The following is a 25,052-nucleotide window of genomic DNA, read 5'->3' on the forward strand; positions in this document are numbered from 1 at the left end:
CCACCAGGCAGGGGAGGACGTCAAGCCAGGTCACTCTCCTTGGCCCGCAGCAACTTCATCTGGAGCAACGAGACCACCGCCAGGATCGCGAACAACACCATCGCCATCGCGGAGGCGTAACCGAAGTCGAACCGGGTGAACGCCCGCTCGTAGATGTAGTAGTAGAGGACCCGGGTCGCGTTGATCGGACCACCCTGCGTGGTCACCGCAACCGTGTCGAAGATCTGGAACGACCCGATCATCGTCACCACCAGCACCATCACCAGGACGGGCCGGAGCAACGGCAGGGTGATCCGCCGGAACGCGTGCCACTCCGAAGCACCGTCGACTTCCGCCGCTTCGTAGACGTACGACGGAATCGTCTGCAGGCCGGCGAAAACAAGCAGGGCGGTATAGCCCATGTGCCGCCAAACGTTGATCAAGGCAATCGTCGGGATCCCCCAGACCGATTCACCGAAGAACGCGATCGGGTCGATTCCGACCCACGTCAGCAGCTGGTTCAAGATGCCGACCTGGTAGTCGAGCATCCAGAACCAGACCAGGGCGACCACCACGTTCGCGATCAGGTACGGCAGCAGGATGACGCCGCGGACCACGATCGACTTCGTCAGCCGGAACATCAGCATCGCGATCCCGACCGCGAGCACGGTCTGCAATCCGATGTTGATCACCACATACTCGACGGTGACCACGAGCGCGTTCCAGAAGAAGCTGTCATGCAGCATTCGCTCGTAGTTGTCGAGGCCGTTGAACTTCGGCGGCGTGAGCAGGCTGTATTCGGTGAAACTCAGGTACGCGCCGCGCAACGTGGGCCAGATGTAGAACACCACGAAGCCGATGGTGGCCGGGATCAGGAAGATCACGGCCACCTTCAAGTCGCCGTACCGTCGGGTGCTCGCCTTGGCGGTCACCGGGCCTCCTAGTCGAGGGAGCGGATGTCCAGCAGGATCGCGTTCTCGGGCCACTGGGCAGGGATCTGTACGCCGACCGCGGCGAGGGCGGCGCCGTTCAACTCGACGGCGTCGCTCATCCAGTCGGCTGCCCGCAATTGCTTGCCGGGCGTGTGCAGGCGCGATACCCGGTAGCGCCGGTCGGGCGCCAAACCAGGAATGCGAACCCGGCCCAAGTCGGAGGTGATCGACTGGACCAGCTGTACGGCGGCGAAGACGGCCCGCGAGCCGTCTTGGGCCACCACACCGTGCAACCAGAATTCGTCCGGCCCACGGTCCGCGCGGACCACCCGGCCGGTATGCAAAAGCGGACGTAGTTCCTTGTGCAGCGCAACCCACCCTGCCAGCTCGGCCCGTTCCTCCGGCGTCGCCGCACTGATGTCCCACTCGATGCCGAAATGGCCGAACATCGCGGTGATCGCCCGGAACGCGAGGGACTGGGTCCGTCCGGAGCTGTGCGAGGTCGGCGGGCCGACGTGGCAGCCGATCAACTCGGGCGGTAGCAGCAGTTGGGTGTAGCGCTGGATGCGTTGCCGTTCAAGGGCGTCGTTGTTGTCGCTACCCCAGACGCGGTCGGTGCGTTCGAGGATGCCGAGGTCGACTCGCGCACCACCCGACGAGCAGGACTCGATCTCCAACCCGGGATGGCGTTCGCGCAGTTCGTCCAGCAGACGGTAGATCGCCAGCGTCTGCGCGTGCACACCTGGTCGGCCGGTCAGTTGGTTGCCCGCGTCAACGAGATCGCGGTTGTGGTCCCACTTGAGATACGAGATGTCCTTGTACTCGGCAAGTAACGAGACGAGCCGCTCGAGCAAGTAGTCGTACGCCTCGGGAATGCCGAGGTTGAGCACTTGCTGATGCCGGGCGGTCGGCGGCATTCGGTTGCCGGTGGCAAGGATCCACTCGGGGTGATTGCGGGCTAGGTCGGAGTCCGGGTTGACCATCTCCGGCTCGAACCAGAGGCCGAACTGTAGTCCGAGTCCGATCACGTGGTCGACCAACGGGTGCAGCCCCTTCGGCCAGACGCCGGCGTCGACGTACCAGTCCCCCAGTCCGGCGCGATCGTCCCGGCGGCCGTTGAACCAGCCGTCGTCGAGTACGAACCGCTCGGCGCCGACCTCGGCGGCCGCGTTCGCGATCGCCTTCAGCCTTTCGAGGTCGTGGTCGAAGTAGACGGCTTCCCAGGTGTTCAGTACGACTGGCCTAGTGGTGCTCGGGTGGTTCGGCCGGGCCCGCAGGTATTCGTGGAATCGGGTCGACGCTTCGTCAAGACCCACGCCGTACGCGCCGAAAATCCAGGGCGTCTCGTACGACTCGCCTGGTTCGAGCCGTCCCTCGCCGGGGAGCAGCAGCTCGCCACCACCGACGACGCCGAAGCCGGTCTGCCCGCGTTCGGCGTACGTCTTGTGGTTGCCGCTCCACGCGGTGTGGATACCCCAGACCTCGCCGGAGTTGAAGCCGAACCCGCGCTCACCGGCGTACAGCAGCAACGTCGCGTCGGCCCCGGTCCGGCCGCGGCGGCTGTCCCGCACGTGCGCGCCCTGAGTGAAGGCGTGCCGCTGCGGCGCCCGCTCGCCCGCGTGCCTGCCGGTCATGTCGAACAACTCGGTGGCCTCGGTCGGCACCGGCAGGGCGATCCGCAACCCGTCCACCGTGTACGCCGACGCGCCCACGTTCGTGACCTCAGCCTTCGCCCGCACGAGCCCGGACGGCGTGAGCTCGAGGTCGACCGTCAACTCGAGCCCGGCCGCCTCGTCAACCGCCTTGACCCGGACGGCGTTGTCGCCGATGACCGCGGCCTCAGTCCTTTGGAAGGCGGTAGAGAAGTTGACGCCATCGCGATGACCACTCAACCCGGGGAGGCCGAACCACCCGGACGAGTACTCGGGAACGACCGTGACCGGCTGGTTCTCGTCGAGCCCGTTACCGGCCTGCGCCGTACCGGCACCACGCTTCAGCTCCGCCAGATCCAGCTCACCGAGGTCCGCACCCCAATGAACCACCACCGGCAGCGTCGGCCCGGCGCAGTCAAGCACCAGACTGACCCCAGCGGCCCGGAAGTGCAGCAGGTCAATGTTCGACACTGTTGATTCACTCTTCTTTCTGTTGATTCTTAGGCAAGGACAATCCCGCCCCTGGGGCGCCCTGTCAATACCTTGACCAACTGAAGTAAGAGCTTGGTGACGCTTAGCTACTGAAGTCGCACTCTGATCAACAGATCGTGGAGGCCCTCCGCCGCGGACGGCTGGTCGGGCAGGATCGAGGCCGCCTCCCCATCGTCGAGCGCCCGCTGCAGTCGCTCGTAGTCCCGCTCCAGGCTCTCAGCGGCCGGAGGCGTGGGCAGGTCGTTCAGACTGCCGTGTTCGGCCTCGGTCTTCACCGCCATCAGCTCGCTCAGGTAGTCCGGCGCCTCAGGTAGCGACGTGAGCTCACGCAGATCGGCCTGCACCTCACCCGAGCGCAAGAGGTGGATGCCGGTCAGCAGGACCCGGAAGGTGTAGAGCAGCGGCTTGAGCTCACCACTCTTACCGAACAGGTCCCACTGGTTCTTGCCGAAACCGCGATAGTGATGCGAATGCCACTTGGTCAGGCATCCGGGGCTCAGGGCAACGAGTTCCTCGTGATGGGGGCTGGAGGCAACGACCAGTGGTGACAGCACTTGCTCCAGCACGTAGCCGTTGCGCCGCAACATCAACCGCGCGAACTTGGCGAAATCGTGACTGACCAGGTCGACCTCGGCCTCGTTCTGGAACCAGGTCCGGTCGAGGGTCTCGGGGCCGGTGCGCAACCCGACGACTTCCTCGACGGGCAAGACGTGCACGCCCCGCAGGTCGACGTCGGAGTCGCGACTCGGAAACCCGTACAGATGCGCGCCCGAAACCGTCGCGAACATCAACCGGTAGGGCTGATCGTCGATGATGCCGCGCAGTTCGTCGAAGTCGAGTCCGGTCATGTCGCGGGTCATCGCATGCCCTCCAGATTGCGCGCACGAACGGTATGCAGCCAAGCGTCCACTCTCGCGGTATCCGGTGCCTCCGGCAACGAAGTACTCGCGAGTGCCGTCTCAAGTTCGGCGTGCAGGCTCAACCGCCAGCGCTCGACCTCTTCCCATGGCAGTTCGCCTCGGCGTACGGCGAGGAGGCGGTCGCGGTGGTCGCCGGCGTCGATGGCGAGGCGACCTTCGCGTAGCAGAGTACGGGCCGCGAGCAACAACCGGATCAGGTGCATGACGTGCTTCCACTTGGGCCTGCCATCGCGCCGGAAATCCGTCTCGAGCTTCTTGAACTGGCTCAGCACATACCCCGAGTACGTCTGGTAGGCGAGCTGCGACAAGAAGGCATCACGCAGGCCGACCAGCTCCTCCCCGATCGGCGTCTGCCGCACGACCAGTGGCGAATGCAGGACTTCGAGAATGTTCGGATTGGCCTTGAGCGCAAGTTCACAGAAGCGCTCGACCTCCCAGGAGAACCACTCGTCATCCGGCCCATCGACATGCGCCGGCGGCTTGGCGAAAGACCAGAACGCCGGGGTCGGAGCGACGTACACACCGCGGGTATCAGTATCGGAGGCGTCCGTGTCCAGACCGAAGGCGCGCGAGCCGACAATCACGGCGTACACGGTGTGGTCCCGGACCAGCGTCGCGCCGTCGACTGGCATGACCGCGACCTGCTCACTCTGGTACGCCGTTCGCAGCGCGAGGCCGTCGCGATCGCAGACCGCCTCGCGCCCGTCGACCAGGCGTACGTCGTACCGCCCATCGGCCCGCAGACCCGTCACCCGGCCGGTCGCGCCCGCCGGGATCTGGCCGCTCGCGGCGCGCAGCACGACCTGGGTTCCGGGCGCGAGCTGTGGCATGGCAGCGGACATGCCGTCATGCTGCCGGAAGGGGCAGGCCATCCGGAGGTCGGGGCGGGATCGACGGCACCGGACGGGCCTGACGTGCGTCACTATTTACGCTGAATCACCACATGGAGGGGGTAGTCATGCGAAGTGACTTGTTCGCCGCGTCGAACCAGGAGCAGGAGTCGGCTCAGGCCGGACTGCGGTTGCAGAACTCGAAGCTGCTCAAGGTCGAGCTGCGCGGCGAGGTGTTCGCGCGGCAGGGGTCGATGGTCGCCTATCAGGGCAACGTGCAGTTCGAGGCACAGGGCTCGGGCGGTATCGGCAAGTTCCTGAAGGCCAAGCTCACCGGCGAGGGCATTCCGCTGATGAAGATGCGTGGTCAGGGCGATGTGTTCCTCGCCGACCACGCCGCGGATATCTACCTGATCGACCTGGAGGGGCCGCACGACGGCCTCAGCATCAATGGCGCCAACGTGCTCGCCTTCGAATCGTCGCTCAGCTGGGACATCAAGATGGTCCAAGGTGCCGGGATGATGTCGAACGCCGGTCTGTTCAACTGCAACTTCAGCGGTCAGGGCCGGATCGCGATCACCTGTGCGGGCACGCCGGTCGTGCTGAACGTCGACCAGCCGACGTTCGCCGATCCGCAGGCCGCGGTTTGCTGGTCGACCAGCCTGCAGACCGGGTTCCAGCGCGCTGAGACGCTCGGCCTCGGCACGCTGCTCGGCCGTACCACCGGGGAAGGTTTCACGATGAGCTTCGCCGGCCAGGGCTTCGTCGTGGTCCAGCCGTCCGAGCAACCGCCGGGCGGCCTCATCGGCGGCACCGGCCAGGGCCAGCAGTCCGGCCAAGAAGGCGTCGGCGGCATGCTCGGCGGCCTCCTCGGCGGCCGCTGACCCAAACCTCCGGGCCGGCTCCCTTTGGGGAGACCGGCCCGGAACCGCATATTGACAAATTAATCTGTCAATACGACAGTGGTGGTCATGACCGGCCGGATGAGGTACTTGGAAGAACCCGAGCAGGTGCGGGCGGCGCTCTCGCCGTTGCGGCGACAGCTGCTCGGGTTGCTGCAGGAGCCCGCGTCGGCCAGCCAGCTCGCGCAGACGCTGGACCTACCGCGGCAGCGGGTGAACTACCACCTGAAGGAGCTGGAGAAGGCCGGACTGATCGAGTTGGCCGAGGAGCGGCAGCGACGCGGGTTCGTCGAGCGGCTGTTCCAGGCCACGTCGGCGGCGATCGTGGTCGACCCCTCGGTGATGACCACCGGCGAGGAACGAACCTTCACCCGGTTGCACGACCAGTACGCCGCCGAGCACCTGGTCGAGACGGCCGCCGCGACTGTGCGGGAGGTGGCCCGCATGCAGGGCAAGGCCGCCGACGCCGGGCAGCGCCTGCTCACGTTCACCCTGGAGGCCGAAGTGCGCTTCGCCGAACCAAGTGACCTGCACCGATTCACCGACGCCCTCACCGCGGCCGTCCGCCGTACGGTCGAGGACTTCGACGCCGAGGGCGGCCGGCCGTATCGCCTGATCGCGGGCGGATTCCCCCGCCCGGCCCGTAATAGTGAAGGAGCTTCATCGTGAACACTCCTCGTATTGAGGTGACTGTCGCCGCGCCGGTCGACGCCGTGTGGGCCGCCTTGCGCGACAAGGACCAGATCCGGCATTGGCACGGCTGGGAGTACGAGGGCCTCGAGGCCGAGATCGACCTGATCTTCTTCACGGCGTATACCGAGTCGACCGACGACCACACGCTGGAGATCCAGGGCGGCGACCGGTTCGAGCTGAGCCCGGTCGAGGGCGGCACCCGGATCACGCTCACCCGTGCGCCGCATAGCGACAACGCCGAGTGGGAGGCGTACTACGACGACATCACCGAGGGCTGGATCACCTTCGTCCACCAGTTTAAGTTCGCCCTCGAACGTCATCCCGGCGAGGCCCGTCGCACCCTCTTCTACGCCGGTACGTCGGAGTCGGCGTTGGCTGCGCCCGTCGACGGCGAGCCCGGTACGTCGTACGAGGTCGAGTTGCTCGGCGAGGTCCTTCGCGGTCGGGTGTGGTTCCGCTCGGAGCACCAGCTCGGCCTCACCGTCGACGCCTGGGGCGACGGCCTGCTCATCCTGAGCCACGTGCCGCCCTCGGAGGCCAAACCCGACGGCTCCTCGATGGCCGTGCTCACCTTCTACGCCGTCGACCCCGCGCCGACGGACGCGCGCTGGACGCCGTACTGGATGAAGGGGGTCGAACAACGCTAGGTATTCGGGTGTGCACGTAAGGTCTACCGGTGGGTCACTTAGTGGGGGTAGATTCCCCGCACTGCGCGGCCGCGACGGGGCTCGAGGGGCGGCCGCCACCCGCCCAAGGAAGGCCGTGCCATGCGCCGAAGCCGCCGCGTGTTCGCCCTCAGTCTCACCTCCGCCGCCCTGATCGCCCTACTAACCGCACCACCCGCTCAGGCGGATGGACCCGGATCCGGCACGCCGTACGTCGTGAGTGTCGGTGATTCGTACATCTCGGGCGAGGCCGGTCGGTGGGCCGGCAGCTCGAACAACTCCGAGACGCCGGCCGACGCGCTCGGCGCGCACGCCTATCACGACAACGCGAGCGGTACCGGCGAGGCGATCGAGCGGTGCCATCGCAGCAAGTCGGCCGAGATCTTCATCGGCGGCGTCGGCGGTCTCAACCTGGCCTGCTCCGGCGCCCGCGCGGTGACGAGTTCGGGCGATCTGTTCAAACCCGGGCTCGACTTCTTCGACAACGGCGCGGGCCGGATCGGCCAGGCGAAGGCGCTGCAGCAGTTCGCGACCACGCACAACGTGAAGATGGTGGTCGCCTCGATCGGCGGAAACGACTTCGGATTCGCCGACATTGTGACCAGGTGCGTGACGAACTTCCTCACCTCGCCGTCGTGGTATCCGGACTACTGCAAGGACGACTCCTCGGTCACGGCCAACTTCACCGCGGCCAACGTCACCGCGGTCCGCGCGCGGATCGCGACGGGCTTCCAGAACGTCCGTACGGCGATGCGCAACGCGGGTTACGCCGACAACGCCTGGACTCTGGTGGTCCAGACGTACCCATCGCCGATCCCGGCCGCGAGCGGCTTCCGCTATGGCCAGAGCGGATTCACCCGGCAGAGCGTCGGCGGTTGCGGCTTCTGGAACGCGGACGCCGACTGGGCCAACGCCACCGCCCTCACCACCATCAACGCCTCGGTCCGAGCCGCCATCACCCAATCCGGCCTCGCGAACGTCCGCACGCTCGAACTCGCCTCGGCCTTCAACGGCCGCCGCCTCTGCGAGAAGACGGTCGGCCTGTACGAGGAAGTCGGCCTCTCCTCGTGGACGCAACCGACCGCGGTGGACCGCACCGAATGGGTCAACCAGATCCGCACCGTCACCACGGCCGGCTCGAACTATTACATCCAGGAGTCCCTGCACCCCAACTACTGGGGCCAACTAGCCGTCCGCTCCTGCGTCCGCCAGTCCTACAACGCCGGCACTCCCCGCGGCGGCACCTGCTCGATCACCGGCACCGGCCTCCAAAACGGCGAACCCCGCATGTTCCTCTCGTAATCAGTCGGGGCGGTCGGCCAGCTTGAGCCAAACGACGCCCGCGATGATCAGGGTGAGCCAGAGGGCCTTGGCCGTGGTGAGGGTTTCGTCGAAGAAGAGCGGGCCGAGAAGTGCGGCTCCGACGGCGCCGATGCCGGCCCAGACCGCGTAGCCGATGCCGACGGCGATGGTGCGCAGGGCAAGGCTGAGGGCGAAGAGGGTCAGGAGGAAGAAGACGACCGCGACGAGCGACCAGGACAGCACGGTGAAGCCCTGACTGCCGCCGACGGAGAGCGCATAGCCGATCTCGAAGGCGCCCGCCAGACCGAGCACGAGCCAGGCCCGTGCTCGGTTGGCGGGTGCGGGGTTGGTGGCCTGAGGCATCAGACGGCTCCGCTCAACTGGAGGCCGACGACTCCGGCGATGACGGCGACGATGCCGAGGAGCTTGCGCCAGTCGAGGCGTTGGCCGAAGAGCACGGCGCCGAGGATGACGATCCCGACGCCGGCGACAGAGGTCCAGATGGCGTAGCCAACGCCGACGTCGAAGGTGAGCAGCGCCAGGCTGAGGAAGTACGTGGCGATACCTCCGCTGATCAGCGTGACGGTGGTCCAGGTGAGTCGTGTGAACCCCTGGGCCTTACCGGCGGAGATGGCAACGGTGATCTCAAAGACAACGGCGATGCCGAGGTAGAGCCAATGCATGGTGGTGTCCTTTATCGAGGGGGCTGCCCCTCGATCGTGGAACTTCACACTGGTGTCAACTGCAAGAATGGAGGCAGCCGACAGCCTCAGGAGGTCTCATGCGCATCGGTGAGTTAGCAGATGCCAGTGGCGTCAGCACCCGGTCTCTGCGGTACTACGAGGAGCACGGGCTCATCCGATCCGAGCGCACACCCGGTGGCTGGCGCGACTTCGAGAGCTCCATGGTTGAACGCGTGGTCATGATCCAGCACCTATTCGCCGCAGGTCTGTCCAGCGCCACCATCAACGAACTGCTCCCCTGCCTGGAGGCCCCACCAGAGGAGCGCACCGGCGTCATGGACCAACTACTCGCCCAGCAAGTCGAACGCCTCGAGGCCAAACGCCGCGACATCGTCCGCGAACTCGACACCCTCCAAGCCCTACGCCACGAAACCGCCATATCGCCACTCCGCGCCTGATACTTGCATCAATGATACTATCTTAAATGCAAGTATCACTGCTGCGAGATTGGCTCAACCGATGAGTCGCTTTGTTGGACGTCAAACCGAGCTCGACATTCTCGACGAATTGTTGTCGGTCGTACGCGGCGGTGGACGCAGTGGCCGGCCGGGACGCGCGGTGCTGATGCGGGGCCGCCGCCGGGTCGGCAAGTCCAGGCTGGTCGAGGAGTTCCTCGAGCGCACGCACGTCCCGCACGTATTCTTCACCGCCGTCGGCGGATCCAGGACAAACGATCTGAGCGGATTCATCGCCGAAGTCGCCACCTCGTCACTTCCCGACGCGTCCCGATTCAGGGACTTCGCCGATCCGCAAACCTGGGACGCCGCCCTCGGCCTGCTGGCGACTGCCCTGCCCACGGACCAGCCAAGTGTCGTCGTCCTCGATGAACTCCCCTATCTGATCCACGAAGACCCCACTGTCGAAGGCGCGTTACAGAAGGCGTTCGACCGGACGCTATCCAAGCTTCCGGTTCTGCTCGTCCTGATCGGCTCCGACGTCGCCATGATGGAGAAGCTCAACACGTACGGTCGGCCGTTCTACCAGCGCGGCAGCGAGATGGTCGTTCCTCCCCTCAGCCCTGCCGACGTCGCAGCCATGCTCGATCTGTCACCGGCCGACGCGTTCGATGCCTACCTGGTTTCCGGCGGGCTCCCCCTGATCCTGGCGGAGTGGCCGCGCGGCGCGGGCGTGTGGGACTACCTGGAACAAGCCCTGCGACGACCGACATCAGCACTGCTCGTCAGTGGCGAGCGGATACTCTCGGCGGAATTTCCCACCGAGGCACAAGCTCAGACCGTGCTGCGGGCCATCGGACACGGCGAACGCACCTTCACCTTGATCGGCCGAGCCTCCGGCGACCTCAACCCCGGATCCGTGAAACGCTCATTGGAATACCTCACCAGCCGACGCGTGGTGGCGACCGAGCTACCTCTGTCCACCAAGCCCAGCAAGGAAACCCGCTACCGGGTCGACGACCCCTACCTTCGCTTCTGGCTTTCCTTTGTCGGACCCGGCATCCCGAGCGTAGAACGAGGGCGTGGCGACCTGGTCGTCGACTCGATCCGCCGCAGTTGGACCTCCTGGCGCGGGCGAACGGTGGAGCCCGTCATCAGAGAGGCACTCTGGCGCATAGCCGACGACCGGCTCCCCAACGACACGAACGTCGTCGGTGGCTACTGGACCCGCACCAACGATCCGGAAATCGACCTCGTCGGTACGGACCGATCGCCTGTCGCCGGCAAGATCACGATGGTCGGATCGATCAAGTGGCTCGAGAACAAGGCCTTCGACACCCGCGATCTCGCCCGCCTCATCAGCCACCGCTCACAACTGCCCGGAGCAAGCGACACCACACCACTGGTGGCCGTCGCGCGAAGCGGCTGCACCGTCCAGGCAATCCAAGCCTTCACCCCCGCGGACCTGCTCGCGGCCTGGTCTTAAGCCTGCGCGTGCCTCGATGATTCCCGCGGGAGTCGGTCGGTGCCGGGTTAGTGCATCAGACTCGCGGTGGCGGTGCCGGCGGGCGGATGTGAGCGAACATGCTGCGGCCGTTCCAGGTCGGGAAGGCCCTGACGAGCCATGACGGACCGTGAAGCTCGATCCTGGAGTCGCGGGTGGCCTCCGCCCAGGACAGCTGGCCGGCGTGCCACTTGACGAACGCCTCGGCCTCGGCGGTGATGTACAGGTCCTCGTCCAGACCCGGATAGGTCTTGCAGATCTCGGCCTCGCCGTGTTCGAGCAGCAGCCAGTAGCGCTCGTGGGACCGAAAGCCGGTGAAGTCCAGCCGAACGACTACCCGCCTGTCGGGGAGGCGGTCCGGACGGAGCGCGTTGCACATTGACCACAGGGCCACGAACGGATCGAGGTTCTCCGGAGCGATCTCGAGCCACTGAGCTCCCCACTCGCCGAGGGTCTGGCAGACCTTGAACAGATCGTGGCCCGAGCTGGTGAGCTGGTAGCGGTTACCGCGCCCGTGCGCCTTCGGTGTCGCCTCGACGATGCCGAAGCGTTCGAGCTGCTCGAGCCGCTGTGCGAGGAGCGTGTGGGAGAGTCCCGGCGCCCCCTCGATGATCTCGCCGAAGGTTTCACAGCCCAGATGCAGGTTGCGGATGATCAACGGCGTCCAACGCTCAGCGAAGATCTCGGCACCACGGGCGATCGGGCAGTACTGGCCGTACGTCCTCATGAACGCAGTGTCCCGCGCCTTTCGACCGCCGTGAAGTCCAGATTCCTTACTTCGAAGTCCAGATAGCTGCCTTCTCCTCGGCGCCCCCCGATGTTGCGATGAGCCCATGACAACACGAACCACGATCCGGATCCCCGGCTTCCGGGGCGACGTGATCGCCCCCGACCACCACGACTACGACGACGCCCGCGCCGTATGGAACGGCACCGTCGACCGACGACCTCGGCTGATCGCCCGCTGCAGCGGCACCGCCGACGTGGCCGCAGCGGTGCGCTACGCCCGCGACCGCGACCTCGAGATCGCCGTACGAGGCGGGGGTCACAACGTCGCCGGCGCCGCGGTGTGCGACGGCGGAATCGTGATCGACCTCTCGGCGATGCGCGCCGTCTCGGTCGATCCCGTCGAGCGCACGGCCCTCGTCCAGGGCGGTGCCCTGTGGGGAGATGTCGACCATGAGACTCAGGCGCACGGTCTGGCCACCACGGGCGGCATCGTCAGCCACACCGGCGTCGGCGGCCTCACCCTGGGCGGCGGCATCGGCTGGCTGATGCGCAAGCACGGACTCGCTGTCGACAACCTCGTGGAGGCCGAGGTGGTCACCGCCGAGGGCGAGATCATCTGGGCATCGGCCAGCGATCACCCCGACCTGTTCTGGGCGCTGCGCGGCGGCGGCGGGAACTTCGGCATCGTCAGCTCGTTCCGGTTCGCGCTGCACTCGGTCGGCCCGATCGTCATCGCCGGGCCGGTGTTCTGGCCGGCCGAGGACACAACCGAGGTCTTGCGCTTCTACCGCGAGTTCGTCACCGATGCGCCTGACGAGCTCGGCAACATCGTCAAGCTCACCACGATCCCGCCGCTGCCGGTCATCGACGAGCACCTCCACTTCCAGCCCACAATCGCGGTGGCCAGCTGCTACGCCGGACCGGTCGAAGACGGTGAGCGTGCCGTCCGCGCGCTCCGCCAGTTCGGGAAACCGCTCTTGGATCTGGTCGGGCCGACCCTGTACGTCGACCATCAAAGCGGCCTCGACGCCACCGTCCCCCATGGCTGGCACTACTACTGGAAGGCCACTAACCTCACCGGCCTGTCCGACGAGGTCATCGACATCGTCGCCGCCCACGCGCACCGCGCCACCTCCCCGAGGTCCTACGCGGCGATGTTCCACATGGGTGGCGCAATACCCCGCGCCCCGCGGGACGCCACGGCCTACGCCGGGCGCGATGTCGACCACAACATCATCGTTCACGCGGCCTGGCTCCCCGAGCAGGACGACACCGTCAGGGCAGCGGAGACCGCGTGGGCGCGCGCATTCCTCGACGCCCTGCAGCTCCACCGCGCCGGCGTCTACGTGAACTTCCTTGACTCCGACGACGACGCGAGCCGCGTCCGCGAGGCCTACGGCGACGACACGTACCGGCGGCTCGCCGACGTGAAGGCGAAGTTCGATCCCGAGAACGTGCTCCACAACAACAAGAACATCCAACCCCGCACGCCGGCGCAGTGAACGCTCCGGCGCAGCCGTGGGGGCAATGGGAAAGGGCCTCGCGTTGCCGCGAGGCCCTTTTCGACTCATGGGGGTGGTGGAGGTGGCGGGAATCGAACCCGCGTCCTTCAGCGTCGACCCAAGACTTCTCCGGGCGCAGTCTGTCGAAGTCGCTTTTCTCAGCCCCAGTGCTCGTACAGACACGTCACTGACAGGCTCAGTTACTGTAAATGTCCCGTGCTAACCCCGTAACCGGGTTAACAAAGCAAGCTTCCTAGCTGAGGCCAGGAACCGGGTCGGAAGCACTCCCGGGCTGACCCTTCGTTTACCTCAGGCCGTCAGGCGGCGAGAGCGAAGTTAGTGCGCGTGTTATTGGCACTTATTGTTTTCCAGAGATCGTTTACGAGATAACCCTGGATCCTCGGCCCGCTTCTCTTGGATCGTCCGTCCAAAGTCGAAACCGTTCACCCCCTCTTGAGTTTTCAAACCCCGCTGCCGCCGAGTCACCCCGCCAGCAGTGGAATCACCACACTATCAACCCCAACAACCCACCCGCACCCCAGATTCCCCTGTCGCGGTGGGTCAGCGGATCAGCCGGAGGGTGAAGGGGTAGCGGAAGTTGCCGGATAGCGCGGTGGCCAGGCCGCCCACGCCGGTCATGACCGCCCAGAGGATGCCTAGGACGGGGAAGAGGAAGGCGGTGAAGCCTTCGGTGATGCCGGTGAGGATGCCCAGGCCGGCGAACATCATGAAGGCGGTGAGCTGGAAGTTGACCGCTTCCACCGCGTGCCGGCGTACGGCGGGGTTGCGGGTGCCGGCCGTCATCGCGACCACGGCGGGCCCGACGAACATGGTCGGGAAGCCCAGCCAGTGCGTCAGCGTGCCGGCGCCACGGCCATCACCGTCGTACCGCCGCACCTGGCGACCTGGTGAGGTGGGCCGGGTGAACGCGGCCGGCGCGAAGGTGGGGATGGGATGCGCGACGAGGCCGGCGAAACTGGCGTTCAGGTCGGCCCGGGTCTTCGCCCGCAGCGCCTGGTCGAGCCGTTCCTCGAACTCCATCCGCCCGAGGCGGCCGTCGGCGTACATCTCTTGCAAGATCTCGACGCCGCGGTCACGTTGCTCCGGCGTCACCAGCAGGTCTGAAGTGGACATGCGTCAACTCTCCCCGCCGGAGCCGCCGCAGCGTATGGGGTGGAGCCCGGATCACCCCCTGAGCAACCCCCGGGGTCAGCCGCGGCGGCGGTCGGAAAGCGCGCGCTGGGCTTCGCGGTTGGCCTGGCGCTCGGCGAGGGAGTGGCGCTTGTCGTAGTCCTTCTTACCGCGCCCGGTGGCGAGCTCGACCTTGGCGTAGCCGTCCTTGAAGTACAGCGACAGCGGGATCAGCGAGACGCCCTGCTGCTCGACGGCCTTGACCAGCTTCTCCATCTCGTCCTTGTGCAGGAGGAGTTTGCGGGAGCGCCTCGGCTCGTGGTTCGTCCAGGTGCCGTGGGTGTACTCGGGGATGTGCATCCCGTTCAGCCAGAGCTCCTTGCCCTTGACCGCGGCGAAGGCGTCGACGAGGGAGGCCCGGCCGAGCCGCAGGGACTTGACCTCCGTCCCGGTCAGCACGAGCCCGGCCTCCACCACGTCGTCGATGTGGTAATCGTGACGCGCCTTGCGGTTCTGCGCGATGGGCTTGTGGCCTTGCTCCTTCACCATCCGCCCATTGTCGCAAACCGCTCAGAGCCAGCGCATCGGGTTAACCACTTGGCCGTCCTGGTAGACCATGAAGTGCAGGTGGCAACCGGTCGAGTAGCCGGTGGTGCCGACGTATCCGATGACGTCACCCTTGCGCACCCGCTGGCCGACGTACGTCGAGAAGCTCGACAGGTGGTTGTAGACGGTGACCAGGGCCGAGCCGTCCACCACGCCGTGCGAGATGAAGACCCGGTTGCCGTAACCGCCGTTGTAGTAGCGATCCGTCACCACACCGCCGGCGGACGCGCGGATCGGCGTACCGCAACCGCCGCCGAAGTCCGTGCCGTCGTGCAGTTTCCAGTAGTGCAGGATCGGGTGGAACCGCATCCCGAACGGCGAGGTGATGTAGGTGTTGACCGGCATGATCAGGTCACCATCAGCGCCTGGATCCGGCTCGACCGGCCGGGGCTTGCGCTTCTCGCGCTGTGCCTTGGCCTTCTCCGCCGCGATGGCCGCCGCCCGGCGCTTGGCCGCCGCGATCTTCTCGGCCGCGGCCCGGGCGATCAGGATCCGGGTGACGCGGTTCCGCTCGTTGACGAGCTTGTAGTACTCGTTCAGCTCCTTGGCGCGGGTGTTCGCCGCGGTGTGGAACGCGCGCAGTTTGGCCTGGGCCGAATGCGTGACCTCGACCTTCTGCGCGGCCACGGCCTGGGTCAGGCGGGTGACTCGCTCGACCGTACGGGCGGCCTCGGCGCGTTCGGCCGCGACGGCCCGCTCGGCGGCGGCGACCTTGGCCTGCCGGTTGGCCAGTTGCGCCTGGGCGTTGTTCAGCTTCGACAGCGCCTTGCCCTGGGTCGTGAACACGTTCCGGCGGATCTGGAAACCGGTCGCCAGGTCGCCGGCCGACTCGCCGCGCAGCACGAACGAGAGGCTGGCCAGGTTGTTCTGCTGCTGGTACGTCGACCGCACCGCCTCGCCCGCGAGCTGGCGGTTCTTCACGATCGCCTGTTCGCCCTCGACCACTTCGGCCTTCGCGGCGACGAGTAGCTTCTCCGCTGCCGCGAGCCGCTTGGCCGCGACGGCGTCGGCCGCCTCGGCAGCGACGAGCTCGCCTTGCACGGTGGCATAACGGTTCTGGACCTGGGCCAGCTTGGCGCTCGCCTGGTCATACGCGGTCACCGAAGCCTGCAGCGAGTCGTACGACTCCTCCAGATCGGCCTTGGAGGCCTGGATCTGCTTGTCGATCTCCTGCTGCTGCTTCTTTGGGTCAGGCGGATCCGCTTGGGCAGCCGGATTCACCGCCAGTAGGCCGGCGGACATGGACAGGACTACGCAGCAAGCAGCGACCAGTCGAGTGGCGCCGATGCTGTCGTCTCGCTTGATGCGCGCCCGCCGGAACGGGTTCGCACCGGGGAAGTGCGGGACCACAGTCGACCCCTTGCTATGGGTGAAGGTGTGTTGCCTTCCGACGGTAACCGACCGGAATCAGACTTTGAGGTATTTCCGGGTTGTCAGGAATGTCGGAATGATCGCGAGCACCAGTCCGACGCCCACCATGATCGCGGTCGCCCACATGGTCTGACCGAGCCCGATCCATTCCCAGGAACGGAAAGTGCTCTTCGCGTAGCGGCTGACGGTGAAGTAGATCATCAGCCAAAGGGTGCCGCAGGCAAGGACCGCGCCGATCAGCGCCGCCAGCACCGCCTCTAAGAGGAACGGCAGTTGGATATAGAGGTTCGACGCGCCGACCAGCCGCATGATGCCTATCTCCCGGCGGCGCGCGTAGGCGGCCAGGCGGATCGTGTTCGCGATCTGCAGCACCCCCGCGCCGAGCAGCAGGATGGCCGCGATCACCGAGCCGATCTGGAGCGAATTGAGGGCCGTGAACAACGGTTTCAGAATCGTGCGCAGATCCTGCACCAGGTCCACCCCGGGCAGGCCGGACACGGCGCTGACCAGGTTCTCGAAGCGTTGTGGATCCTTGAGCTTGATCCGGAACGACTCCTGCATCTGGTCGACCGTCACGGTGCCGACGATCGGCGAGTCCTTGTACAGCTTCTTGAACTGGTCGTAGGCCTGCTGCTTGGTCTCGACGAAGACGCCGTTCGGCGCGGTGTCGGGGCTGGCCTCGATGGTCTCGCGGATGCGGTTCTTCTGGGCGGCGGTCACCTCGGCGCCGGAACAGCCGCGGCCGCCGGAGTCCTTGGTGCACAAGAAGACGGAGATCTGGATCTTGTCGTACCAGTTCCCCTTCATCAGGCCGACCTGCTGGTTGATCGCGAGGGCGCCACCGAGCAGGGACAGCGAGACCCACATCGTCACGACGACCGCGATCGTCATCGACAGGTTCCGCTTCAGGCCGATGCCCAGGTCGGAGAGAACGTAATGCAGACGCATGGAGGTCAGACCGTTTCGTCGGAGGAGATCACTGCTGGTAGCCGTACACGCCGCGGGACTCGTCGCGGACGAGGTGGCCGTTCTCCAGCTCGATGACGCGCTTGCGCATCTGGTCCACGACCGACACGTCGTGGGTGGCCATCACCACGGTGGTGCCGGTCCGGTTGATCCGGTCCAGCAGCTTCATGATGCCGATCGAGGTACCCGGGTCGAGGTTTCCGGTCGGCTCGTCGGCGATCAGGATCATCGGGCGGTTCACGAACGCCCGCGCGATCGCGACCCGCTGCTGCTCACCACCGGACAGCTCGTCGGGGAGGCGATCCTCCTTGCCGTCGAGGCCGACCAGTTCGAGCACCTCGGGCACCGTCTTGCGGATGTGCGCGCGCGGCTTGCCGATGACCTGCAGCGCGAACGCGACGTTCTCGCTGACGGTTTTGTTCGGCAGCAGGCGGAAGTCCTGGAAGACCGTGCCGATCTGGCGGCGCATCTGCGGCACGCGCCAGTTCGGCAGCCGGTTCAGGTCCTTGCCGGCCACCATGATCTGGCCCTTGGACGTCCGGTGCTCCCGCAGCACCAGGCGCAGGAACGTCGACTTGCCGGACCCGGAGGTACCGACGAGGAAGACGAACTCGCCCTTCTCGATGTCGACATCGACATTCTGCAGGGCGGGTCGGGTCTGACCCTCGTACGTCTTGGAGACCTTCTCGAAACGGATCACGTGAACTCTCGGCCGTGAGTCGGGAACAGGGAGGGCGACGGCCGACGTTCAGTGTAGGTGCACCTAGGCGGGCGCCGGTGCGGACCCGCCGTTCTCCGGGCGCGCGGACGCGATCCGGGCCACTCCGGCGTCGGGTTTACGGCCGGCGCGTCTGGCCGCCTCGACGTGCAATCGGGCCAGCTCGACGGCCTGCCGGGACACCTTGACGGTCTTCTTGTCAGCCATCGGCATTGTCCCCTTCGACCACGACGGTATTGGCGTCTGCCAAATCAGCGTACGTCTCCGCACCGACCCGGTCGATGGTCACAGCCGCCGTCAACGCCGCGACGAGGTCATAGTCCTCCGGTTGTAACAGCTCCGACCTCATCAATGAGCGGAGCGTGACGACACCGGCATGCGTTTTGGTGTCACCGCCGGTGGTGATCTGCTCGACCGCCCACCGGACCATCCGCATCGTCTCCTCCCGATGCCGCCAGGTGTCGAGCTCCTCGTCGGCCTTCCGGGTGATGCGGGCGCCGATCAGCACGCCGGTAAAGGCCACCAGGGTGCTTGCGAGCGTGGCCAGCACCCCGACCCAGGCCGGGATCACGCCGGCCTGACCGTTTGCTGTGGGGGCGGCACGAGCATGGAGACTCCTAAAAGTCCTAGGTTCTGAACAGGCGATGATGCTACGACTGGATCACATCATTGAGTACCGACAGTTTGCGAGCGTTGACGTGACGGACCAGGTCTTCGAGTACGACGTGTTCGTCCAGGGCACGGTCTTCCTGGACATCGTGCTCACCGGCCTGCCGCACGCGCCCCAGACCGGGACGGAGATCTTCGCCGAGGGCATGGGCTCCTGCCCCGGCGGGGTCGCGAACTTCGCCATCGCCGCCAGCCGCCTCGGTCTGCGCAGCGGGCTGGCCGCCGTCTTCGGCGACGACTTGTACGCCGACTTCTGCTGGCGCACGCTCGCCGACCAGGAGAAGGTCGACCTGTCGCACTCGCGCCGGATCGGCCACTGGCACTCCCCCGTCACGGTCTCGATGTCGATCGACCGGGACCGGGCCATGGTCACGCATGCGCACGACGCGCCCGGCGACCCGAGCAAGCTGGTCGGCCCGGGCCTGCTCACCAAGACCGCGATCGTGCCGGTCACCGAGGAACAGCCCGAGTGGACGATCGAGGCCCGCCGCTCCGGCGCGCTGCTGTTCGGCGATGTCGGCTGGGACCCGACCGACACCTGGTCGCCGGCCGTGCTCGACGTACTGGACGGTTTCCACGCGTTCACCCCGAACGCGGTCGAGGCGATGGCCTACACCCGGACCGACTCGCCCGAGGCCGCATTGCGCAAATTGGCCGAGCGGGTGCCGCTGGCTGTGGTGACGAACGGCTCGGACGGCGTGATGGCGATCGACTCTTCCACCGGCGAGGAGGCCCAGGTCCCGGCGCTGCCCGTCCGCCAGTACGACCCGACCGGCGCGGGCGACGTCTTCCTGGCGTCACTGGTGCTCGGCACGCTGCGCGAATGGCCGCTCGCGCATCGGCTGGCCTTCAGCAATCTCTGCGCCGGCCTGTCCGTGCAGCACTTCGGCGGTTCGCTCGCGGCACCGGGCTGGGGCGACATCATCGACTGGGTCCGCGACCACGGCCGCTCCCACCCGGGCGACGTCGACCCGGTCATCCTCCGCCAGTACGCCTTCATCGGCGACGTCCTGCCCGAAGGCCCCGTCCCGATCGTCCGCCGCGCCGGCGCCACCATCGCGCGCCTCTCCGACGCCTGACCCGCCCTGTGGATAACCCGCCCGGGCGAACCTCCGTTGGTCGTAGGGTCGGGGGAAGTGCGTGACGGTCGGGTCACGCTGGGTTTCGGTGGAGGTGCGGGGTATGGCTTCGGGCGGTAACCAGGTGGGTGGCGGTCAGGGGTTCGGGCGGCGGCGGTTTCTGGCGCTCGGGGGTGGCCTGGCTGCGATGGCCGTCGCGGGCTGCGGGTCGAACACGGGCCGCGGTGGGTCACCAGCGGGTGGCGACAAGCCGGAGCTGGCCCAGTGGTACCACCAGTACGGCGAGACCGGCACCCAGCAGGCCGTCAAGAAGTACGCCGCCGAGTATCCCGACGCGACCGTCAACGTCGTCTGGACCACAGGCGACTACGACAAGAAGGCCGCGTCGGCGCTGCTGACCGACAGCGGGCCGGACGTCTTCGAATACGGCAACGGCCCGAGCATCGACATGATCAAGGCGGGCCAGGTCGCGGATCTGACCGACCTGCTCGGCGACGCGAAGGACGACTTCACGCCCTCGCTGCTGCAGCGCATGACGTACCAGGGCAAGTTGTACGGCATTCCCCAGGTGACCGACATGCAGTTGCTGGTCTACCGCAAGAGCATGCTCGAGAACGCCGGAGTCCAGCCGCCCGAGACCGTCGACGAGCTGATCGCGGCGGCGAAAGCGCTGACCAGCGCCAAGGTGAAGGGCCTGTTCGTCGGCAACGACGGCGGCGTCGGCATCCTCGGCGGTCCCGCGCTCTGGTCGGCCGGGCTCGACTATCTGACCGAGGAGAACACGTTCGGCTTCGACGAACCGGCCGCGATCGAGTCGTTCCGCAAGTTGCGCCAGCTGTTCACCTCGGGCTCACTGCTGCTCGGCGCACCGACCGACTGGTCCGACCCGTCGGCCCTCACGCAGGGCCTGACCGCGATGCAGTTCACCGGCTTGTGGACGTTCCCGCAACTGCAGAAGGACCTCGGGGACGACTTCGACGTGCTGCCCTGGCCCAAGCTGAACGACGGCGGTAAGGCCAGCGTCCCAGTGGGCGCCTTCGCCGCGGCCGTGAGCACGAAGTCGAAGAACGTCGACGCCGCGAAGAAGTTCATCAAGTGGCTGTGGGTCGACCAGACCGACAAGCAGCTCGATTGGGCCCAGTCGTACGGGTTCCACATCCCGGCCCGCAAAAGCCTGATCGAGACGGCCGAGAAGCTGAAGTCCGGCCCGGCGGCCGACGCGGCGAGGCTGGTGAACGAGGTCGGCCGGCCGCAGACGCCGTTGCTGTGGACGCCGAAGGCCTCGACGGCGTACTCCGACGCCCTGAACAAGATCATCAAGAACGGCGCCGACCCGGCCGCGCAGATCAAGACCGTGAAGGCCGTCGTGGACGCAGAGCTGAAGCGCATCGCGGGGTGAGTTCGACAGCGCCGTCACTGGCCCGGCGGCTGAGGGGCCGTCACGATCGCAATCTCTGGTTCGGGATCTTCGTCGGCCCCTTCCTGCTGGGTCTGCTGATCTTCGTCTACGTCCCGATCCTGTGGAGCGTCTTCCTCAGCTTCTTCGACGCCCGCAACACCGTCACACCGACGGATTTCGTTGGCGTGGGCAACTACGTGGACATGCTGAGCGATCCGGCGTTCCGGTCCAGCCTGGCCACGTTCGTGCTGTTCGCGGCGTTCATCGTGCCGACCACGTTCGTCTGCTCGCTCGGCCTTGCCCTGCTGGTGAATCGGGCCCGCTTCGCGAAGGCGTTCTTCCGCTCGGTCTTCTTCCTGCCGACGGCCTGCTCGTACGTCGTGGCCTCGATGATCTGGAAGCTCTCGATCTTCTCGGGTGTGCGCTTCGGCCTGATGAACACCGTGCTCGGCTGGTTCGGGCTCGAGCCGATCGCCTGGCTGTCGGTCACCCAGCCGCCTTGGTACTGGCTGGTGATCGTCACGGCGCGCATGTGGTTGCAGGCCGGCTTCTACATGATCCTCTTCCTCGCCGGCCTGCAAAGGATCTCCCCGACGCTCTACGAAGCCGCGGCCATCGACGGCGCCACTGGCTGGAAGGTGCTGCGCTTCATCACCCTGCCCCAACTACGCGCCACCTCAACCGCCGTACTGCTTCTGCTGCTGATCATCGCGTTCCAGGCGTTTGACGAGTTCTACAACCTACTGTCGACCTCCGGGCAATACCCGCCGTATGCGCGACCGCCACTCGTCTATCTCTACTACGCCGCGCTAGGCCAGGGGCAGGACTTCGGCCACGGCAGTGCGGGCGCGGTCATCCTCACGCTGATGATCGCGCTGATCGCCCTCGTCCAGGGCAGATTCCTGGGCCTCGGCAAGAGGGAGGACTGATGGCGACCATCAAGCGTTCGCGGACCGACCGTTTCGGCGGTGTGATCCGGTACGTCGTACTCGTGGTCGGCGCTTTGTTCTTCCTGCTGCCGTTCTACCTGCTGGTGCGCAACGGGTTGTCGACGACGAGCGAGATCACCTCGCCGGACTGGAAGTTCTGGCCGTCGCAGTTGCAGTGGGGCAATATCGCGGACCTGTTCAACGACCCGTCCGTGCCGATGTTCCGCAGCCTGGTCAACTCGCTGCTGATCGCGGTGGTGCAGACCGTCGCGGTGCTGGTGATCTCGGGCCTCGCGGGGTACGGCCTGGCCCGGATCCCCTTCCGGTATGCGAATGCCGTCTTCTACGTCATCGTCGCCACCCTGCTCATCCCGGCCGCGGTGACGTTCGTGCCGAGCTTCGTGCTGGTCTCGACCCTGGGCTGGATCTCGACGCTGCGCGGGCTGATCATCCCCGGCTTGTTCCAGGCGTTCGCGACTTTCCTCTTCCGGCAGTACTTCCTGGGCTTTCCCAAGGAGCTGGAGGAGGCCGCACAACTGGACGGTGTCGGCTATTGGGGCACCTTCTGGCGCGTGGTCGTGCCGAACTCGACCGGGTTCATCGCCGCCATCGGCACCATCACGTTCATCGGTTCGTGGAACGCCTTTCTCTGGCCGCTGGTGATCGGTCAGGACCCGAGCTCGTGGACCGTGCAGATCGCGCTCTCGACCTTCCTCACCGCCCAGACGATCAACCTGCCGCAGCTGTTCATCGCCGCCTCGATCGCGATCCTGCCGCTGGTGGTGATGTTCGTCTTCCTGCAACGCTGGATCGTCGAAGGCGTCGAGCGGTCCGGCATCAGCGAGTAGCACGACCTACGCATGAATAGCGGGTATTAAACCCATTGCCAGGGCATGAATAGCAAGAGCCCTTGACGATTCTCCGCATTCGTGACCATCATTCTCAAATCCCACCGGATTACATTACCCAAATTCATTCCACATGCACGGAATGAATGTGCGATCGCCCCCCTTGCCGCACTCCTCCTCCGCCTGTGAATAGAGGGTAAGAATGAAGAAGAAGGTACTACTCGCCGCATTCACCACCGCCGTCCTGCTCACCGCCGGTCAGGTGGCGACCTCTGCCGCCCAGCCCAGCGCCGTCACCGCGGTCAAGTGGAACGGGTTCGAGCGACCGGCCCACGGCACCGCCTACACCCTGAGCCAGTGGTCCACCGACGGCTGGAGCGCACCCTGGAGCGAGGGCCTGGAAACCCGCTCCATGATCGACAGCAGCACCACCGCCCATTCCGGCACGAAATCACTCCGGATCTTCTATCCCAAAGGCAAAATCGGCCCGGCCGACTCCGGAGCGCAAGCGCCGTTCACCCTCACCAAGGGCCGGGAGTACTACGTCTCGCAGTGGATCCGCTTCAGCAGCACCTTCAGCTGGGGCACCACCCAGTACGCCGGCAAGATCGGCGTCGGCCTCCGCGGCGGCGCGGGTTGCTCCGGCGGCACGACGTGCACCGGCTACAACGGGTTCACGTCCCGGCTGATCTGGCGCAGCAGCGGCCAGGCGGCGATTTACTACTACCACATGGATCAGACCGGCACGTACGGCGATTACCGGAATCTGACCAAGGCGAGTGGCGAGGTGATCAAGTATCCGCGTGGCGCCTGGATGCACGTCGCCCAGAAGGTCAGGGTCAATACCGTGACAAACGGTAATGCCAATCCGGACGGCGAGATCGAGGTCTGGTTCAACGGAGTTTCGGCGGCGAAGATCACCGGATTGCGTTTTGTGCGTAATGCGGACCTGGTCGACTCGGCGATGTTCTCGTCCTTCGCCGGCGGCGCGACGGCCGAATTCGCTCCGGCCAACGACTCCTGGATCTGGTACGACACCCTCAAGGTGAGCACCAACCGCGCGGAGATCTGCGAGATCAGCGGCGGCTGCTAACCCCGCTAAACGTAGGGGATGATGCGCTCGCCATACGCGGCGAGCGTGTCCTCCTTGCTGTCGTGCTGAAGGTAGACGGCGAACTGGTCGACGCCGATATCGGCCAGTTCCTTCAACCGGGCAAGGTGATTCTCAACCGGCCCGAGAATGCAGAACCGGTCCACCACCTCGTCCGGCACGAACGACGTATGCGGGTTCCCGGCGCGGCCGTGCTCGGCGTAGTCGTACCCCTTCCGCCCTTCGATGTACGCCGTGAGGGCCGCCGGCACCGCGCCCGTCGATCCGTACCGCTCGACGATATCCGCGACGTGGTTGCCGACCATGCCACCGAACCACCGGGTCTGGTCCCGCTGATGCGCGAGGTCGTCGCCGACATACGCGGGCGCCGCGACGCAGAACGTGATCGCCTCCGGATCACGCCCGGCCTCCTCGGCGGCCCGACGTACGGCGGCGATCATCCAGGCGGCGATGTCCGGATCGGCCAGTTGCAGGATGTACCCGTCGCCGACTTGGCCCGTCGCTTCCAGCGCCTTCGGCCCGTACGCCGCGACCCAGACCTCGAGCGCACCGCCTTCGGCCCACGTGAACTTGAGCTCCTTACCGCGGTACGTCACGCTCCGCCCGCAGGCCAGCTCGCGAACGACCTCGACGCATTCCTTCATCTCCGCGATCGTGCCGGGCTTCGCGCCGATCGTGCGCAGGGCGGAATCACCCCGGCCGATACCGCAGACCGTGCGGTTGCCGTACATCTCGTTCAGGGTGGCGAACTGGGACGCGATCACGGTCCAGTCCCGCGTGCCGGGATTCGTCACCATCGGCCCGACCATCACCCGCGAGGTCGCGGCCAGGATCGCGCTGTAGATGACGAACGGCTCTTGCCAGAGCAGGTGCGAGTCGAACGTCCAGACGTGACTGAAGCCCGCCTCTTCCGCCTTGCGGGAAAGCTCGACCACCGCTTTCGCGGGCGGATCACACTGGAAGACCACGCCAATGTCCATGCGTT

Annotated in this window: 27 protein-coding genes and 1 other RNA gene; 12 read left to right on the forward strand and 16 right to left on the reverse strand. The window is 66.3% G+C overall.

Annotation, left to right across the window (positions count from 1 at the left end; translation table 11 throughout):
- Positions 1 to 20: 20 nt before the first annotated feature.
- From OG394_RS17200 to OG394_RS17215, 4 genes are all read right to left on the reverse strand, one after another.
- A complete protein-coding gene (locus OG394_RS17200; protein WP_328996384.1) occupies positions 21 to 911 on the reverse strand; it encodes a carbohydrate ABC transporter permease in 891 nt (296 codons plus the stop codon).
- 8 nt (positions 912 to 919) lie between these two features.
- Positions 920 to 3,034, reverse strand: a complete 2,115-nt coding sequence (locus OG394_RS17205; protein WP_328996385.1) for an alpha-galactosidase — start codon at positions 3,032 to 3,034, stop codon at positions 920 to 922.
- Positions 3,035 to 3,141: 107 nt separating this feature from the next.
- A complete protein-coding gene (locus tag OG394_RS17210) occupies positions 3,142 to 3,915 on the reverse strand; it encodes a nucleotidyltransferase domain-containing protein (RefSeq protein WP_328996386.1) in 774 nt (257 codons plus the stop codon).
- Entirely contained in the window at positions 3,912 to 4,817 is a 906-nt protein-coding gene (locus tag OG394_RS17215) for a nucleotidyltransferase domain-containing protein (RefSeq protein ID WP_328996387.1), read from the reverse strand. Before OG394_RS17215 ends, OG394_RS17210 begins: the two co-directional genes overlap by 4 nt.
- Before the next feature lie 116 nt (positions 4,818 to 4,933).
- Here OG394_RS17215 and OG394_RS17220 point away from each other — a divergent pair, with 116 nt between their 5' ends.
- From OG394_RS17220 to OG394_RS17235, 4 genes are all read left to right on the forward strand, one after another.
- A complete protein-coding gene (locus OG394_RS17220; RefSeq protein ID WP_328996388.1) occupies positions 4,934 to 5,689 on the forward strand; it encodes an AIM24 family protein in 756 nt (251 codons plus the stop codon).
- Positions 5,690 to 5,776: 87 nt separating this feature from the next.
- Positions 5,777 to 6,376 (forward strand): helix-turn-helix domain-containing protein, encoded by a 600-nt coding sequence (locus tag OG394_RS17225; RefSeq protein WP_328996389.1) that lies wholly within the window; start codon positions 5,777 to 5,779, stop codon positions 6,374 to 6,376.
- Positions 6,373 to 7,047: an SRPBCC family protein gene (locus OG394_RS17230; protein WP_328996390.1), complete on the forward strand. Its 675-nt coding sequence runs from the start codon at positions 6,373 to 6,375 to the stop codon at positions 7,045 to 7,047. Before OG394_RS17225 ends, OG394_RS17230 begins: the two co-directional genes overlap by 4 nt.
- 120 nt (positions 7,048 to 7,167) lie before the next feature.
- Positions 7,168 to 8,367 carry a hypothetical protein gene (locus tag OG394_RS17235; protein WP_328996391.1) on the forward strand — a complete coding sequence of 400 codons (1,200 nt, stop codon included), beginning with the start codon at positions 7,168 to 7,170 and terminating at the stop codon, positions 8,365 to 8,367.
- Here OG394_RS17235 and OG394_RS17240 read toward each other — a convergent pair whose 3' ends face one another.
- Both OG394_RS17240 and OG394_RS17245 read right to left on the reverse strand, forming a co-directional pair.
- Positions 8,368 to 8,730, reverse strand: a complete 363-nt coding sequence (locus tag OG394_RS17240; RefSeq protein WP_328996392.1) for a DMT family transporter — start codon at positions 8,728 to 8,730, stop codon at positions 8,368 to 8,370.
- The gene (locus OG394_RS17245) at positions 8,730 to 9,050 is read right to left on the reverse strand and encodes a DMT family transporter (RefSeq protein WP_328996393.1); all 321 of its coding nucleotides are present in this window, start codon (positions 9,048 to 9,050) and stop codon (positions 8,730 to 8,732) included. Before OG394_RS17245 ends, OG394_RS17240 begins: the two co-directional genes overlap by 1 nt.
- Before the next feature lie 98 nt (positions 9,051 to 9,148).
- On the opposite strand from OG394_RS17245, the gene OG394_RS17250 reads away from it, so the two are divergent.
- Both OG394_RS17250 and OG394_RS17255 read left to right on the forward strand, forming a co-directional pair.
- On the forward strand, positions 9,149 to 9,508 hold the full coding sequence (locus OG394_RS17250) for a MerR family transcriptional regulator (protein WP_328996394.1): 360 nt from the start codon (positions 9,149 to 9,151) through the stop codon (positions 9,506 to 9,508).
- A gap of 61 nt (positions 9,509 to 9,569) precedes the next feature.
- Positions 9,570 to 10,991: an ATP-binding protein gene (locus OG394_RS17255; protein ID WP_328996395.1), complete on the forward strand. Its 1,422-nt coding sequence runs from the start codon at positions 9,570 to 9,572 to the stop codon at positions 10,989 to 10,991.
- A gap of 55 nt (positions 10,992 to 11,046) precedes the next feature.
- Here OG394_RS17255 and OG394_RS17260 read toward each other — a convergent pair whose 3' ends face one another.
- Positions 11,047 to 11,736, reverse strand: a complete 690-nt coding sequence (locus OG394_RS17260) for a winged helix-turn-helix transcriptional regulator (RefSeq protein WP_328996396.1) — start codon at positions 11,734 to 11,736, stop codon at positions 11,047 to 11,049.
- Positions 11,737 to 11,842: 106 nt separating this feature from the next.
- Here OG394_RS17260 and OG394_RS17265 point away from each other — a divergent pair, with 106 nt between their 5' ends.
- Positions 11,843 to 13,240: an FAD-binding oxidoreductase gene (locus OG394_RS17265; RefSeq protein ID WP_328996397.1), complete on the forward strand. Its 1,398-nt coding sequence runs from the start codon at positions 11,843 to 11,845 to the stop codon at positions 13,238 to 13,240.
- Positions 13,241 to 13,314: 74 nt separating this feature from the next.
- Here the strand turns inward: OG394_RS17265 and ssrA are convergent.
- The 8 genes from ssrA to OG394_RS17305 all read right to left on the reverse strand — a co-directional run bounded on the left by ssrA (position 13,315) and on the right by OG394_RS17305 (position 18,603).
- Positions 13,315 to 13,691: a transfer-messenger RNA gene (gene ssrA, locus OG394_RS17270) on the reverse strand.
- A 110-nt stretch (positions 13,692 to 13,801) separates the two neighbouring features.
- Complete coding sequence (locus OG394_RS17275) at positions 13,802 to 14,374, reverse strand: DUF1707 and DUF4870 domain-containing protein (RefSeq protein WP_328996398.1); 573 nt, start codon at positions 14,372 to 14,374, stop codon at positions 13,802 to 13,804.
- Positions 14,375 to 14,449: 75 nt separating this feature from the next.
- Complete coding sequence (gene smpB, locus OG394_RS17280) at positions 14,450 to 14,920, reverse strand: SsrA-binding protein SmpB (protein WP_328996399.1); 471 nt, start codon at positions 14,918 to 14,920, stop codon at positions 14,450 to 14,452.
- Between the two features lie 21 nt (positions 14,921 to 14,941).
- Entirely contained in the window at positions 14,942 to 16,327 is a 1,386-nt protein-coding gene (locus OG394_RS17285) for a M23 family metallopeptidase (RefSeq protein WP_328996400.1), read from the reverse strand.
- Between the two features lie 57 nt (positions 16,328 to 16,384).
- Entirely contained in the window at positions 16,385 to 17,296 is a 912-nt protein-coding gene (ftsX, locus tag OG394_RS17290) for a permease-like cell division protein FtsX (protein WP_328996401.1), read from the reverse strand.
- A gap of 28 nt (positions 17,297 to 17,324) precedes the next feature.
- Positions 17,325 to 18,014 carry a cell division ATP-binding protein FtsE gene (gene ftsE, locus OG394_RS17295; RefSeq protein WP_328996402.1) on the reverse strand — a complete coding sequence of 230 codons (690 nt, stop codon included), beginning with the start codon at positions 18,012 to 18,014 and terminating at the stop codon, positions 17,325 to 17,327.
- 63 nt (positions 18,015 to 18,077) lie between these two features.
- A complete protein-coding gene (locus tag OG394_RS17300) occupies positions 18,078 to 18,239 on the reverse strand; it encodes a hypothetical protein (RefSeq protein ID WP_328996403.1) in 162 nt (53 codons plus the stop codon).
- On the reverse strand, positions 18,232 to 18,603 hold the full coding sequence (locus tag OG394_RS17305; protein ID WP_328996404.1) for a hypothetical protein: 372 nt from the start codon (positions 18,601 to 18,603) through the stop codon (positions 18,232 to 18,234). Before OG394_RS17305 ends, OG394_RS17300 begins: the two co-directional genes overlap by 8 nt.
- Before the next feature lie 127 nt (positions 18,604 to 18,730).
- Here OG394_RS17305 and OG394_RS17310 point away from each other — a divergent pair, with 127 nt between their 5' ends.
- The 5 genes from OG394_RS17310 (at position 18,731) to OG394_RS17330 (ending at position 24,049) form a co-directional block, all read left to right on the forward strand.
- The gene (locus OG394_RS17310) at positions 18,731 to 19,780 is read left to right on the forward strand and encodes a carbohydrate kinase family protein (protein WP_328996405.1); all 1,050 of its coding nucleotides are present in this window, start codon (positions 18,731 to 18,733) and stop codon (positions 19,778 to 19,780) included.
- Positions 19,781 to 19,883: 103 nt separating this feature from the next.
- Entirely contained in the window at positions 19,884 to 21,179 is a 1,296-nt protein-coding gene (locus OG394_RS17315) for an ABC transporter substrate-binding protein (protein ID WP_328996406.1), read from the forward strand.
- Positions 21,176 to 22,108 carry a carbohydrate ABC transporter permease gene (locus OG394_RS17320; protein ID WP_328996407.1) on the forward strand — a complete coding sequence of 311 codons (933 nt, stop codon included), beginning with the start codon at positions 21,176 to 21,178 and terminating at the stop codon, positions 22,106 to 22,108. Before OG394_RS17315 ends, OG394_RS17320 begins: the two co-directional genes overlap by 4 nt.
- On the forward strand, positions 22,108 to 22,956 hold the full coding sequence (locus OG394_RS17325; RefSeq protein WP_328996408.1) for a carbohydrate ABC transporter permease: 849 nt from the start codon (positions 22,108 to 22,110) through the stop codon (positions 22,954 to 22,956). The genes OG394_RS17320 and OG394_RS17325 overlap by 1 nt, the downstream gene beginning before the upstream one ends.
- A gap of 202 nt (positions 22,957 to 23,158) precedes the next feature.
- Positions 23,159 to 24,049: a polysaccharide lyase gene (locus OG394_RS17330; RefSeq protein WP_328996409.1), complete on the forward strand. Its 891-nt coding sequence runs from the start codon at positions 23,159 to 23,161 to the stop codon at positions 24,047 to 24,049.
- 5 nt (positions 24,050 to 24,054) lie between these two features.
- Here OG394_RS17330 and OG394_RS17335 read toward each other — a convergent pair whose 3' ends face one another.
- Entirely contained in the window at positions 24,055 to 25,047 is a 993-nt protein-coding gene (locus OG394_RS17335; protein WP_328996410.1) for a TIGR03842 family LLM class F420-dependent oxidoreductase, read from the reverse strand.
- Between the last annotated feature and the right edge of the window lie 5 nt (positions 25,048 to 25,052).

It is taken from the genome of Kribbella sp. NBC_01245, from assembly GCF_036226525.1.
In the GTDB taxonomy this organism is placed as follows: Bacteria; Actinomycetota; Actinomycetes; order Propionibacteriales; family Kribbellaceae; genus Kribbella.

Bases quoted from the DNA above. Each gene is read 5' to 3' on its own strand.
- OG394_RS17220 (WP_328996388.1), top strand. From the start codon at position 4,934: ATGCGAAGTGACTTGTTCGCCGCGTCGAACCAGGAGCAGGAGTCGGCT.
- OG394_RS17215 (WP_328996387.1), bottom strand. From the start codon at position 4,817: ATGTCCGCTGCCATGCCACAGCTCGCGCCCGGAACCCAGGTCGTGCTG.
- OG394_RS17245 (WP_328996393.1), bottom strand. From the start codon at position 9,050: ATGCATTGGCTCTACCTCGGCATCGCCGTTGTCTTTGAGATCACCGTT.
- OG394_RS17330 (WP_328996409.1), top strand. From the start codon at position 23,159: ATGAAGAAGAAGGTACTACTCGCCGCATTCACCACCGCCGTCCTGCTC.
- OG394_RS17335 (WP_328996410.1), bottom strand. From the start codon at position 25,047: ATGGACATTGGCGTGGTCTTCCAGTGTGATCCGCCCGCGAAAGCGGTG.
- OG394_RS17240 (WP_328996392.1), bottom strand. From the start codon at position 8,730: ATGCCTCAGGCCACCAACCCCGCACCCGCCAACCGAGCACGGGCCTGG.
- OG394_RS17210 (WP_328996386.1), bottom strand. From the start codon at position 3,915: ATGACCCGCGACATGACCGGACTCGACTTCGACGAACTGCGCGGCATC.
- OG394_RS17325 (WP_328996408.1), top strand. From the start codon at position 22,108: ATGGCGACCATCAAGCGTTCGCGGACCGACCGTTTCGGCGGTGTGATC.
- OG394_RS17255 (WP_328996395.1), top strand. From the start codon at position 9,570: ATGAGTCGCTTTGTTGGACGTCAAACCGAGCTCGACATTCTCGACGAA.
- OG394_RS17315 (WP_328996406.1), top strand. From the start codon at position 19,884: ATGGCTTCGGGCGGTAACCAGGTGGGTGGCGGTCAGGGGTTCGGGCGG.
- OG394_RS17250 (WP_328996394.1), top strand. From the start codon at position 9,149: ATGCGCATCGGTGAGTTAGCAGATGCCAGTGGCGTCAGCACCCGGTCT.
- OG394_RS17225 (WP_328996389.1), top strand. From the start codon at position 5,777: ATGACCGGCCGGATGAGGTACTTGGAAGAACCCGAGCAGGTGCGGGCG.
- ftsX (WP_328996401.1), bottom strand. From the start codon at position 17,296: ATGCGTCTGCATTACGTTCTCTCCGACCTGGGCATCGGCCTGAAGCGG.
- OG394_RS17265 (WP_328996397.1), top strand. From the start codon at position 11,843: ATGACAACACGAACCACGATCCGGATCCCCGGCTTCCGGGGCGACGTG.
- OG394_RS17235 (WP_328996391.1), top strand. From the start codon at position 7,168: ATGCGCCGAAGCCGCCGCGTGTTCGCCCTCAGTCTCACCTCCGCCGCC.
- OG394_RS17300 (WP_328996403.1), bottom strand. From the start codon at position 18,239: ATGGCTGACAAGAAGACCGTCAAGGTGTCCCGGCAGGCCGTCGAGCTG.
- OG394_RS17275 (WP_328996398.1), bottom strand. From the start codon at position 14,374: ATGTCCACTTCAGACCTGCTGGTGACGCCGGAGCAACGTGACCGCGGC.
- smpB (WP_328996399.1), bottom strand. From the start codon at position 14,920: ATGGTGAAGGAGCAAGGCCACAAGCCCATCGCGCAGAACCGCAAGGCG.
- OG394_RS17260 (WP_328996396.1), bottom strand. From the start codon at position 11,736: ATGAGGACGTACGGCCAGTACTGCCCGATCGCCCGTGGTGCCGAGATC.